Source organism: Agromyces sp. NPDC055658, from assembly GCF_053618155.1.
Genome location: NZ_JBSHHD010000007.1, coordinates 14190 through 26668, shown reverse-complemented (window position 1 = coordinate 26668; position 12479 = coordinate 14190). Strand labels below are relative to the sequence as shown.

The following is a 12479-nucleotide window of genomic DNA, read 5'->3' as shown; positions in this document are numbered from 1 at the left end:
CAGTGGATTCGACGTTCCCGCGTGCCAGAAAGCCCAGACTCGGGTACAAGATCGATCAGGTCGAGGAGTTCCTGCAGCTCGCCCGCCGTGCCTACGACGGCACGGCGACGCCGGGTGACGAGCCGATGACGAGCGAGCGCATCCGGCTGACCGCCTTCGCGATGCAGAAGGGCGGCTACTCGACGGAGCACGTCGACGCAGCGCTCGCCCGCCTGGAGGACGCGTTCGCCGCCCAGGAGCGGCAGGATGCGGCCCGGCTGCACGGCGACGAGGCGTGGCTGCGCGAGGCGCGCCTGACCGCGCAGGTGGTCTCCAACCGGCTCGCGCGGCCCGAGGGCGAGCGGTTCGAGCGCATGAATCCGCTCGTGCTCGGCTACAGCGTCCGCGAGGTCGACAAGTTCGCCGACAAACTCACCCGGTACTTCAGAGACGGATGGCCCATCTCCGTCGAGGACGTCCGCTCGGTCGTCTTCGCGACCCAGCGCGGCGGGTACCGCGAGGCGCAGGTCGACCTCGTGCTCGACGCCGTCGTCGACGTCATGCTGGCGGTCCGGTGAGCCCGCGCGCGGCATTGGCCCGTCCGGCCGCCACTCCGCTACACTCGTCGAATCGTGGGTAGGCATGCAGGATCGGGCGAGGCGGCGCAGCCGTCGTCCCCGACCGTTCCCAGAATCACCCGCGGGCCCGTGAAGCAGGCCGCGACCGTCGTCTTCGCGTTCCTCGCCTCGGTCAGCTTCGTGCTGGTGAACATCGTCGACCCGTACAGCGGGGCGACCGCTTCGCCCGACTTCGCGCAGGGCGACCGGTTCGGCGGCGAGGCCGTGCAGTCGATCGCCGCCGGCGGCGACTACGAGGTCACCGTCGACGGGCACGAGCAGTACGTCGTCGAGGAGAAGCCCGAGCCGGTCGTGGAGCCGGCTTCGTCCGGCGCCGGTTGGGCACCGCCCGCGGTGACGCCCGACCCGGGCTCCGCGCAGGCATACGCCGCCGGTGCCGTCGCCGCACGCGGCTGGCCCACCTCGGAGTTCGACTGCCTCGTCGCGCTCTGGAACAAGGAGTCGGGCTGGCGGGTCAACGCCTACAACGCCGGGAGCGGCGCCTACGGCATCCCGCAGGCCCTGCCCGGGTCGAAGATGGCGACCGCGGGGGCCGACTGGGAGACGAACGCGGCGACGCAGATCGAATGGGGTCTCGGCTACGTCTCGGGCCGCTACGGCACGCCCTGCGGCGCCTGGGCCCACTCCGAGTCGGTCGGCTGGTACTGAGCCGGGCCGTCCAGCCGAGGCATCCTCGGCGATGCGGCCTCGATGCGCGGCCGTTCTAGACTTGGACGCATGGCACGCTCGAACCGACCCCGGTCGCGTGCCGCCCGTGCACGCGAGGGGCACCCCGAGCTCGACGTCGATCGGCTGAGCGCCGGCTGGCGCCGCACCGAGGTGCGCGCGGGCCGCGAATGGAACGTGCAGCCCGTCTCCGAGGCGCAGGCCGTCAAGGCGTACGTGTGCCCGGGGTGCGGCCTCGAGGTCGCACCGGGTGTCGCGCATCTCGTCGCCTGGCGGGCCGACGGCGTGCTGGGCGACGCGGCCGACCTTGCGGCGCGTCGGCATTGGCACACGCACTGCTGGAGGTTGGGCGCACGGTGAGCGAGACGGATGACACGATCGAGATCCGATCGGGAGTCGAGCTTCCGGCCCGCCGGGAGGAGATCGAACTGCACACGGCAGACGGCCTGCGCCTCGTCGGCGAGCTGGCGCTGCCCCTCGAGCGCGATCCCGTCGCGACGCTCGTCACGCTGCATCCGTTGCCGACGGCCGGCGGCTTCATGGACTCGCACATCCTGCGCAAGGCCGCCGCGCGGCTCCCCGCGCTGGCCGACCTCGCTGTGCTGCGGTTCAACACGCGAGGCACGGCGTCGCCGCGCGGGCGCAGCGAGGGCGAGTTCGGCGACGGCGTCGCCGAGCGGGCGGATGTCGCGGCGGCGATGTCGTTCGTGCAGCAGCGCGGACTCCCGCACCCGTGGCTGGTCGGGTGGTCGTTCGGCACCGAGCTCGCCCTGAAGTACGGGCTCGAGCACGGCATCGACGGCGCGATCCTGCTCTCGCCCCCGCTGCACCGCACGAGCACGGCCGAACTCGCACGCTGGTCGACCGCGAGCCCCGCGCTCGTCGCCCTCATCCCCGAGCACGACGACTACCTCAGGCCGGCCGAGGCGGCCGAACGCTTCTCCGGGCTGCCGAAGCTGCGGCGCATCGACGTCGCCGGCGGGCGCCACCTGTGGGTGGGGGAGACGCAGACGCGGCGCGTGCTCGACGAGATCGTGGCCGCGGTGAACCCCGAGGCTGCGCCGCTGCCGACTCGGTGGCCTGCGGCGTCCGCCTCCGACGAGGACTGAGCCGGCTCAGCGTTCGTTCTGGCGCGGTATGACGACCTGCTTGATGATGAGCAGGATGGCGGCGGCGACCGGGATGGCGACGAGCGCACCGAGGATGCCGCCGAGCGCGCCGCCGGCGAGGGCGGCGATCACGACGAGGGCGCCGGGCACCTTCACCGCCCGATGCATGATGCGCGGGCTCAGGATGTACGCCTCGACCTGCATGTAGACGATGTAGTAGATCGCCGCCGCGAGGGCGGTGATGGGCGAACCGAGGCCGGGAATCAGGCAGACGAGCACGATCACGATCGAGCCCGAGAGCGTGCCGACGAGCGGCACGAGCGAGAACATGAAGGCGAGGAACGCGAGCACGGCCGGGAACGGCGCACGGATGATCGACAGGTAGATGAAGCTCAGCACCCCGTTCACCGCCGCGAGCGAGACCTGACCCAGCACGTAGCGGCCGACCGACTGCGTGATCTGCTCGGTGAGGTCGGCGAACCTGGCGCGCCGCGACGCCGGCACGAGCTGGTACGTGGCGCGCTTCATCGTGTTCAGCGACGCGGCGAAGTAGAGCATCAGGATGAACACGATCACGACCGCGAAGACGCCCGAGCCGATGGCGATCGCGACCTGCAGCACGCCGCCCGCGAGCTCGGAGAGCTTGTCGGGGTTGGTGAAGAAGTCGGTGAGGCCCGTCGTGACCTGCGCGTTGATCTCCTCGACCTGCAGCTGCGGGAACTGCTCCTGGAGCACGGCGAGCCAGTCCTGCGAGTTGAACCGCTCGATGATGCCGGGGATCTCCTCGACGAGGTCGCCGATCTGATCGACGATGATCGGGACGACGGCGAGCACGAGCGCGGCGACGATGATGCCGACCCCGCTCATCACGATGAGGATCGCGGACCAACGCGGAAGCCCTCGGCGCTCGAGCCAGCTGATCGCCGGGTCGAGGCCGAGGGCCAGGAAGAGCGCCGCTCCGATGTAGGTGATGATCGTCGAGAGGCTGACGATCGAGGTCAGGATGAACAGGCCGACGCCGACACCGAGGGTGCCGACGAGGCCGATGCGGAACGCGTTGAGGATCTTCACGGAACCACCGCGCCCCTTCCGGACTACTTCGTGTCGGCTGCGACCTGCTCGGCCTGCGTCAGCACGCCGCGCAGGCTCTCGAAGTAGCCGGCGACCGCGTCGCGCTCGATCCTAATCTGCGAGAGCCGGTCCTCGGCGTCGGCGACGAGCGCACGAGTGCGCTCCTCTGCGTCGGCGATGAGCTTGCGCGCCTGGTCGTGCGCAGCGGAGATGCGCTCGGACGCCTCCTGCTCGGCCTTCTCGCGGATGCCGGAGATCGCCGAGCGCGCCTCCGTCTCGAGACGCTCGGACTCGGCGCGGCTCTCGGCCGTGCGCGCGCTCGTCTCGGCGAGCTCGGCGTTCGCGTCGTCGAGGAACTTCTGCGTCTGGGCGACCGCCTCCTGGTGGGCGGCGAGCAGCTCCTGCTCGGCCTCGTCGCGCTTGGCGGTGAGCTCGGACTCGAGGTCCAGGCGGCTCTTCTCGATCTCACGTCGCATGCGGTTGACCTCGTGCGTGGTCTTCTTCCGCATGGCGGTGAGCTGGTTGTCGAGATCGATGCGCGCCTGCTCGGCCTCGGCCTCGAAGTCGGCGCGGGCCTGCTCCTGCTCGAGGGCGAGGTCGGCGCGCATCTGGTCGAGGTCGGCGGCGTGCTTCGCGCGGATGCGCTCGAGCTCGTGCTGCAGCTTCAGGCGTGCCGACTCGGCTTCTCGCTCGAGGTCGACCGCCGACTGCTCGCGCTCCTCGGCGAGCGCCGCGCGACCGGTCGCGAGCTCGCGCTCGAGGTCGGTGCGGGCCTGCTCGAGCTCGTGCGCGAGAGCGGCGCGACGCTCTTCGATCTCCGCGTCGATGGCGGCGCGGGCCTCGGCGGACTCCCGCTCGAGGTCGAGCCGTGACTGCTCGGTCTCGCGGGCGAGGTCGATGCGCGCCTGTTCCGTCTCCTTCGCGAGCTCGGCCCGCGCCCGGTCGAGTTCGACGGCGACCTCGGCGCGGGTCTGCTCCGTCTCCTGCGTGAGCCCGGCGGCGGTGGCCCGGGCCTCGCTCGCCTCGGTGTTCGCAGCGAGGAGGATCTCGGAGGCCTTGCGCTCCGCCGCGGAGATGACCGCGGCGGACTCGCGCTTCGCGCTCGAGCGCAGCTCGGCCGTCTCGGTCGCGACCGCGCCCCGGATCGCCGCTGCGTCGCGGGCGGCGTCCTGGCGGAGCTGCTCGCTCGTCTCGTGGGCGCGGGCGACCATGTCGTCGACCTCGGCCCGGGCGTTCTCGACGACGCGGCTCGCCTGCGCGCGGGCCTCGCCGAGCGTGCGCTCGGCGAACTCCTGTGCGTCGGAGCGCATGAGGTGCGCCTCGTCCTCGGCTGCGCGACGGAGCTTCTCGGCGTCGATGTCGGCCTGGGCGATGAGGCGGGTCGATTGCTCCTCGGCGACCCGCAGCGTGTTCTCGAGCTTCGTGCCGAGCCCCGAGAAGGTCGGGCTGCCGACCTCTTCGAGCTCGGCGGTGAGCTCGTCGATACGGGCCAGCAGGCGCTTGTTCTCCTTCACCGTGTCCGCGGACTGGGTGTTCGCGGCGATGATGTCGCGACGAAGGCCGTTGATGGCCTTGTCCACCTCGTCCTTGTCGTATCCGCGGAACACCTGTGTGAACTCGGTCTCTTCGACGGCCATGCTTCCTCCGGGTCGTGTCCCGCGTTTGTGGGGGCTCATGCGGGAATCGTTCTGATTGTACGGGGCTTCGCGATGCCGCGTTTGCGCGTGTCGTTCAGGCGGTGGGCAGGCGACTCCCAGACTCTGCCGGTAGTGTGGAATGTCTTTGTCGGATGCCGCAGCAGCGGCTTGGGAGGTCAGTTCGTGCGCTTCGTCTTCGCTATCGTGGCGTTCGTCGCCGCGGCCGTGATGATCGGGCTCGGTATCGCCCAGCGCACGGTGCTCATGGAGCCCGACCGGGCGTCGATGGCGATCGAGTCCGACGGCGCGACGGCATTCACCGTGCTCGAACCCGACGCGCTCGAAGCGAATCCCGGCAAGCAGGAGATCACCGTCTCCGGCGACGGCGCCATCTTCATCTCGTACGGGCGCAGCGCCGACATGGTCGCCTGGCTCGGGTCGACGCCGTACCAGTCGGTGCACTACGACCCCGAGGCGAAGTCGCTCGTGAGCGAAGTCGTCACGACCGACCCCGCCGACGACCCTCAGGCCGAGACGCCCACCGAGACCCCCGAGCCGGCCACCACGACCCCTGCCCCGACGGCGACCGCGCCGGCGACGCCGGGTGCGACCGCGACGCCGGCCCCGGTCGATCCCGAGGTGCTCGCGGCTGCGACGCCGGTCGGTTCCGACCTCTGGCTCGACGAGTTCACGGGCGACCGTTTCGTGACGACGACGATCGACGTACCCGAGGGCATCTCCGTGCTCATCGCCTCCGACGGGGTGAATCCCGCGCCGGCCCGAGTCGCGCTCGACTGGCCGAGTGACACGAAGACCCCGTGGGCCGGCCCGCTCATCGCCGGGGGCGCGCTCGTGTTCCTCGTCGGACTCGGCCTGCTCATCTCCGGCTTCGTGCGCCACCGTCGGTCGCGCGGCCCGCGCAGAAATCTCCCGAAGGGCCCCCGTGGCAGGCTGCCGAGCGCGCCGAAGCCCTCGAGGCGCAATCAGGTCACGGCTGGTCGGCGCGCGATCGGTCGCGCGAAGCGGGTCGTGATCGTGCCCGCCCTCCTCGTGCCTGCGCTCGCGCTCAGCGCGTGCTCGGCGGACTACTGGCCGAGCTTCGAGAGCGAAGAGGCTCCCGCGACCACGGCGCCGGCGACCCCCGACGCGAGCGTCGCGGCGACGGAGGCCGCCGACCCCGAAGAGCCCGTGGTCGAGCCCGCCGTCACCGTGCCCCAGATGGAGCGCATCATGCGGAGGATCGCGGTGTTCACGAGCGAGGTCGACCAGGCCGGCGACACCGCCCGCCTGTCCGAGCGATTCGCCGGGCCCGCGCGTGCCGCGCGCGCGGCGAACTACAAGATCCGCGCGACGCTCGCCGACCATCCGCTCCCGCCCGCCATCCCGGCGGCGCCCCTGACCCTGACCCTGCCGCAGCAGTCGACCGGATGGCCGCGGACGGTGCTCACGATCGCGAAGAACGCGGACGACGAGACGATCGCCCCGACCGCGCTCGTGCTCGTGCAGGAGACTCCCCGCGAGAACTACCACGTGGTCTCGCAGACCGCGCTGGTTCCCGACACGGAGATTCCCGAGGTGGCACCGGCGTCGATCGGCGCACCGCCGATCTCGCCGGAGTTCAAGGGCCTCGTCATGCCGACCGGCGAGGTCGCCGCCGCGTACGCCGACATCCTGCAGAACGGGGCTGCGAGCACCTTCGCGCCGATGTTCGATCTCGAGGCGTCCGACCTCGATGAAGCGCTCAACGCCGCGACGCGCAAGGCGGAGGCGGAGAAGGCGAACCCAACCGCGACCCTCACGGTCTCGACCGCAGCCGGTACCGCCCCTGCGATCGGGTTCGGCACGATCGACGCCGGAGCGATCGTGTCGGTCAACGTCATCCGCGGCGAGAAGAGCGTGCCGAACGACGGTGGCACGACCGGCTTCCAGGAAGGCGGCAGTGCCGCAGCGCTCTCCGGGTTCACTGGGCAGAGCGCGAAGGGCGTGCAGCGCGCGAGCGACATCCAGTTGCTCTTCTACGTGCCGGGCGTCGGCGCCGGGGAAGGCGCCCAGATCCAGCTCCTCGGCTGGTCCGAGAGTCTCACCGCAGCATCGGAGGTCAAGTAGATGACGAACCCGATTCCGCCCTCAGGCGCATCGCTGCGCGGTGCCGTCGATCTCACGGCGCTCGTGCAGCGCCAGCAGGCGGCCGCCCAGCCGGCCGGCGCCCATGCGCCGGCGTCAGCTGATCGCATCGTCGTCGAGACCGACGACGCCTCGTTCGGCCAGGTCCTCGAGCTCTCGCGCACGCTGCCCGTCGTCGTCGCGGTATGGGCGTCGTGGAGCGAACCGTCCCAGCAGGTGCTCGCGTCGCTCGAGCGGCTCGTGCGTGCTCGCGAGGGCCGGCTCGTGCTCGCGGCGGCCGATGCCGATCGCAGCCCGCAGCTCGTGCAGGCGCTCCAGGTGCAGTCGGTCCCGACGGTCGTCGCCCTCGTCGCCGGTCAGCCCGTGCCCCTGTTCGCGGGCGAGCAGCCCGACGACGTCGTCTCGCAGCTGTTCGACCAGCTCCTCGAGCTCGGCGCGCAGCACGGCGCGGGCGGGCGAATCGAGACCGGTGACGAGGCGGAAGGCGAGGCGCCGCCCACCGAGCAGCCCCTGCCGCCGCTCCACCAGGAGGCGTACGACGCGATCGAACGCCGGGACTACGACGCGGCCGCCGCCGCGTACCGCACGGCCATCGCGCAGGACCCCCGCGACGCGCTCGCGGTCGCCGGCCTCGCCCAGGTGAGCCTGCTCGGCCGGCTCGCCGGCAAGACGCTCGATTCCATCCGCGCCGCGGCCGCCGCCTCTCCCGACGACCTCGGAGCGCAACTCGACGTCGCCGACCTCGACATTTCGGGCGGCCACATCGACGACGCCTTCGACCGCCTGCTGACGCTCTTCCCCGAGCTCGATGCCGACGGTCGCAAGGCGGTGCGGGAGCGGATCGTCGAGCTGTTCGAGGTCGTCGGAACGGACGACCCGCGAGTCGCAGCGGCCCGCGCCCGGCTCGCGAGCCTGCTCTACTGACACCCGTCGAATCGGCGAGCGACGACCCGGCCCCGAGCCCTACTCGTCGAGTTCGAACCAGACGGCGGCGAGCGGCGGCAGCGTGAAGGCCGCCGAGGCCGGTCGCCCCGCCCAGGGCACCGCCTCGGCCTCGACCCCGCCGAGGTTGCCGACGCCCGAGCCGCCGAACTCGGAGGCATCCGAATTGAGCACCTCGCGCCACCGGCCGGTGAACGGGAGGCCCAGCCGGAACCGGTCGTGCGGCCTGCCCGCGAAGTTGACGATGCACAGGAGCGGTCGCCGGTCGCCGTCGTAACGCAGGAACGCGAGGACGTTCTCGGCGGCCGCCCCGCCCTCCACCCACTCGAATCCCGCCGCGTCGTCGTCGAGCTGCCAGAGCGCCGCGGTCGTGCGATACCGGCGGTTCAGCGCGCCCACGAACTCGGCGAGCTGCCGGTGCGATGGCTGGTCGAGGATCCACCAGTCGAGGCCGCGCTCTTCGCTCCACTCGCTGAGCTGGCCGAACTCCTGGCCCATGAACAGCAGCTGCTTGCCGGGATGCGCCCACATGAATGCGAGGTAGGCGCGCGTGTTCGCGAGTTGCTGCCAGTGGTCGCCCGGCATCTTGCGCACGAGGGAGCCCTTGCCGTGCACGACCTCGTCGTGGCTGATCGGCAGGATGAAGTGCTCGCTGAACGCATAGAGGAACGAGAACGTGAGTTCGTGGTGGTGGTGCGAGCGGTACAGCGGGTCGTTCTGGATGTACTGGAGCGAGTCGTGCATCCACCCCATGTTCCACTTGTAGCCGAACCCGAGCCCACCGGATGAGGTCGGTGCGGTGACACCCGGCCACGACGTCGACTCCTCGGCGATCATCACGATGCCGGGATTGCGCTTGTACGCGGTCGCCGTCGCCTCCTGCAGGAAGGCGATCGCCTCGAGGTGCTCGCGGCCGCCGTGCACGTTCGGCAGCCACTCGCCCTCGGCGCGCGAGTAGTCGAGGTAGAGCATGGATGCCACGGCGTCGACCCGCAGTCCGTCGACGTGGAACTCCTCGAGCCAGAACAGGGCGTTCGCGACGAGGAAGTTGCGCACTCGGGGGTTGCCGAAGTCGAAGACGAGGGTGCCCCAGTCGTGCTGCTCGCCGCGCCGCGGGTCGGCGTGCTCGTAGAGGGGTTCGCCGTCGAACCGCGCGAGTGCCCACTCGTCCTTCGGGAAGTGCCCCGGCACCCAGTCCATGATCACGCCGATGCCGGCGCGATGCAGCCGATCGATGAGGTAGCGGAGGTCGTCGGGAGAGCCGAACCGGCTGGTGGCGGCGTAGTAGCCGGTCACCTGGTAGCCCCACGACCCGCCGAACGGGTGCTCGGCGAGCGGCAGGAACTCGACATGCGTGTAGCCGAGCCAGTCGAGATACTCGATGAGCTCGTCGGCGACCTCGCGGTACCCCTTGCCCGGGCGCCACGATCCGAGGTGCAGCTCGTAGATCGACATCGCGCGTTCGTGCGCATTGGTCGTGGCACGCCGGTCGAGCCAGTCGCCGTCGCCCCACTCGTACCGGCTGTCGTCGACGATCGAGGCGGTCGCCGGGGCGGTCTCGGCGCGCCTGGCCATGGGGTCGGCCTTCATGATCCACTCGCCGCCGGAGGTGAGCAGCTCGAACTTGTACAGCGCCCCGGGCTCGAGGTCGGGTACGAACAGCTCCCAGACGCCCGACGCCCCCATGCTCCGCATGGCGTGGCCCGAGCCGTTCCAGCGGTTGAAGGCGCCGACGACCCGCACCGCGCGGGCGCGCGGGGCCCAGACGGTGAACGCGGTGCCGCTCACGCGCCCGTCGACGCCCCAGTGCTCGCGGAAGCGCGCGCCGAGGACCTGCCAGAGCTGCTCGTGTCGGCCTTCGGCGATGAGGTGCAGGTCGAGCTCGCCGATCGTCGGTGCGAATCGGTACGGATCGTCGGCGGTCCATTCCGAGCCGTCGTCGTAGCGGGCCTCGACGAGGTAGTCGGTCGGACCGAAGCGGCCCGCGCCCGCCCAGACGCCGTGCCCGACGTGCTCGAGCGCCAGGGTGGTGCCGTCGGCGAGCACGGCGTCGACGCCCGCGGCCAGCGGTCGGAGCGTGCGGATCGCCGTGAGCGGCCCCGGCTCCTGCGGTGCGTCGAACCCGTGCTGGCCGAGGACCGAGTGGGGATCGCTGTGCCGGCCCTCGGCCACCGCCGCGAGCACCTCGTCGGGCACGACGGGCGCGGTCACCGGGGAGGGGGGCGTGTCAGGCATCCGAGCCTCTTCTCACGTGCAGGATGTGTGCGGGTCGGGTGAAGGCATCCAGCCGGACGTAGTTCGACGGACCCCACTCCCAGCGCGACCCGGTGACGAGGTCGTCGACCTCGAACCGGGCGCCGGCCTCGAGCCCGATCGCCTCGAGGTCGAGGTGCACGGTGGTCTCGCGCACCGAGTGCGGGTCGACGTTGGCGACGACGATCAGCGTGTCGTCCTCGCCGTCGGGCGTGAACCGGCCGTCGAGGTGCTTCGAGTAGACGAGCACCGAGTCGTCGTCGCTCGCGTGGAAGCGGATGTTGCGGAGCTGCCCGAGCGCGGGGTGCTCCGCGCGGATGCGGTTGAGGATGCCGAGGTAGAGCGCGAGCGAGCGGCCCTCGGCTTCGGCCGCGGCGAAGTCGCGCGGCTTGTACTCGTACTTCTCGTTGTCGATCGCCTCCTCGGCGCCGGGGCGCGCGACCGACTCGAAGAGCTCGAAACCCGAGTAGACGCCCCACAGCGGGGCCGCCGTCGCGGCGATGGTCGCCCGCACGGTGAACGCGGCGGGCCCGCCGAACTGCAGGTACTCGGTGAGGATGTCGGGCGTGTTCACGAACAGGTTCGGCCGCATGAAGTCGGCGGTCTCCTGCGACACCTGGGTGAGGAACTCCTCGAGCTCGGCCTTCGTGTTGCGCCACGTGAAGTACGAGTACGACTGCTGGAATCCCGCCATCGCGAGCGCCTGCATCATCGCCGGTCGCGTGAACGCCTCGGCGAGGAAGACGACGCCCGGGTCGTCGGCGTTCACGGCCCCGATGAGCCGCTCCCAGAAGGCGAGCGGCTTGGTGTGGGGATTGTCGACGCGGAAGATGCGGACACCCTGCTTCATCCAGTGCCGCACGATGCGCAGCACCTCGTCGAAGATGCCCTGGGGGTCGTCGTCGAAGTTGACGGGGTAGATGTCCTGGTACTTCTTCGGCGGGTTCTCGGCGAACCGGATCGTGCCGTCGGGCAGCACCGTGAACCACTCGGGGTGCTCGGCGACCCAGGGGTGGTCGGGCGAGGCCTGGAGAGCGAGGTCGAGGGCGACCTCGATGCCGAGCTGATTCGCGCGGCGCACGAAGGCGCGGAAGTCGGCGAGGGTGCCGAGGTCGGGGTGCACGGCGTCGTGCCCGCCGGCGCTGCCGTCCTTCTGCGGCCCGCCGATCGCCCATGGCGAGCCCGGGTCGCCGGGGCCCGGGTCGAGCGTGTTGTTGGGGCCCTTTCGGTTGGTCACGCCGATCGGGTGGATCGGAGGCAGGTACACGACGTCGAACCCCATCGCGGCGACCCCGTCGAGCCGCTTCTGCGCGGTGCGGAAGGTGCCGCTCTTCCAGGTGCCGTCCTTCTGGCGCTTCGCGCCCTCGGAGCGTGGGAAGAACTCGTACCACGACCCCACTCCGGCGCGGCGACGTTCGACGAGCAGGCGCTGCTCGGGCGAATCGGTCGACAGCCGGGCGAGCGGCCGGGCGTCGAACTCCGCGAGCACGGGTGCGTCCACGAGGGCGCGGCGGTCGGCGGGGGATGCCTCGCCGTCTCGCAGCGCGCCGGCCAGCGCCGTGAGGCGCTTGCGCACCGCCCGAGGGCGGTCGGTCTCCGCGGCAGCCCGTTCGACGAGCCTCGCGCCGACCTCGTACATGAGCTCGACGTCGACGCCCGCGTCGATCTTGACGCCCGCGTCGTGACGCCAGGTGGCGATCTCGTCGTCGAACCCGGTGACGTGCCATCGCCACTCGCCGGTCTCGTCGAGCTGGACGAGCGCCTCCCACCGATCGGTGCCGGGGGCGAGCGGGGCCATCCGGTGCCGCTGCTCCACGCCCGAGGGACCGTTGATGACGAGCATCGCCCCGACCCGGTCGTGCCCTTCGCGGAACACCGTCGCGCGGAACGGCACGACCTCGCCCTCGAACGCCTTCGGATGCCAGCGGGGGTCGGGCACGGCCGGGGTGAGCCGCGTCACGGGGATGCGGCCGGCGAGCGCGGTAACGGTGGTCACGTTCCGACCGTAGCGCGTCGGCCCGCGCGCGGCCCCAATCGTTCCGCGCGGGTCGAGGAGGACC

The 12479-nt window shown here is 71.3% G+C and carries 10 protein-coding genes; 6 read left to right on the top strand and 4 right to left on the bottom strand.

Annotated features, from left to right (window positions below; translation table 11 throughout):
* Positions 1-2 precede the first annotated feature (2 nt).
* From ACWGPE_RS05030 to ACWGPE_RS05015, 4 genes are all read left to right on the top strand, one after another.
* Positions 3-557 (top strand): DivIVA domain-containing protein, encoded by a 555-nt coding sequence (locus ACWGPE_RS05030; protein WP_231430779.1) that lies wholly within the window; start codon positions 3-5, stop codon positions 555-557.
* A gap of 129 nt (positions 558-686) precedes the next feature.
* On the top strand, positions 687-1265 hold the full coding sequence (locus ACWGPE_RS05025; RefSeq protein ID WP_231430780.1) for an aggregation-promoting factor C-terminal-like domain-containing protein: 579 nt from the start codon (positions 687-689) through the stop codon (positions 1263-1265).
* A 69-nt stretch (positions 1266-1334) separates the two neighbouring features.
* Complete coding sequence (locus ACWGPE_RS05020) at positions 1335-1643, top strand: hypothetical protein (RefSeq protein ID WP_231430781.1); 309 nt, start codon at positions 1335-1337, stop codon at positions 1641-1643.
* Positions 1644-1660: 17 nt separating this feature from the next.
* Complete coding sequence (locus ACWGPE_RS05015) at positions 1661-2392, top strand: alpha/beta hydrolase (protein WP_231432316.1); 732 nt, start codon at positions 1661-1663, stop codon at positions 2390-2392.
* A gap of 6 nt (positions 2393-2398) precedes the next feature.
* Here ACWGPE_RS05015 and ACWGPE_RS05010 read toward each other — a convergent pair whose 3' ends face one another.
* Complete coding sequence (locus ACWGPE_RS05010; RefSeq protein WP_231430782.1) at positions 2399-3463, bottom strand: AI-2E family transporter; 1065 nt, start codon at positions 3461-3463, stop codon at positions 2399-2401.
* Between the two features lie 23 nt (positions 3464-3486).
* Positions 3487-5139, bottom strand: coding sequence for a DivIVA domain-containing protein (locus ACWGPE_RS05005; protein WP_275506859.1), 1653 nt, complete (start codon positions 5137-5139; stop codon positions 3487-3489).
* A gap of 144 nt (positions 5140-5283) precedes the next feature.
* Here ACWGPE_RS05005 and ACWGPE_RS05000 point away from each other — a divergent pair, with 144 nt between their 5' ends.
* Both ACWGPE_RS05000 and ACWGPE_RS04995 read left to right on the top strand, forming a co-directional pair.
* The gene (locus ACWGPE_RS05000) at positions 5284-7206 is read left to right on the top strand and encodes a hypothetical protein (RefSeq protein ID WP_452048274.1); all 1923 of its coding nucleotides are present in this window, start codon (positions 5284-5286) and stop codon (positions 7204-7206) included.
* Positions 7207-8148 (top strand): tetratricopeptide repeat protein, encoded by a 942-nt coding sequence (locus ACWGPE_RS04995; protein ID WP_231430785.1) that lies wholly within the window; start codon positions 7207-7209, stop codon positions 8146-8148.
* A gap of 39 nt (positions 8149-8187) precedes the next feature.
* On the opposite strand, the gene glgB is transcribed toward ACWGPE_RS04995, so the two are convergent.
* Positions 8188-10401, bottom strand: coding sequence for a 1,4-alpha-glucan branching protein GlgB (gene glgB, locus ACWGPE_RS04990; protein ID WP_452048273.1), 2214 nt, complete (start codon positions 10399-10401; stop codon positions 8188-8190).
* Positions 10394-12415 carry an alpha-1,4-glucan--maltose-1-phosphate maltosyltransferase gene (locus tag ACWGPE_RS04985; protein ID WP_452048272.1) on the bottom strand — a complete coding sequence of 674 codons (2022 nt, stop codon included), beginning with the start codon at positions 12413-12415 and terminating at the stop codon, positions 10394-10396. The genes glgB and ACWGPE_RS04985 overlap by 8 nt, the downstream gene beginning before the upstream one ends.
* Positions 12416-12479 lie beyond the last annotated feature (64 nt).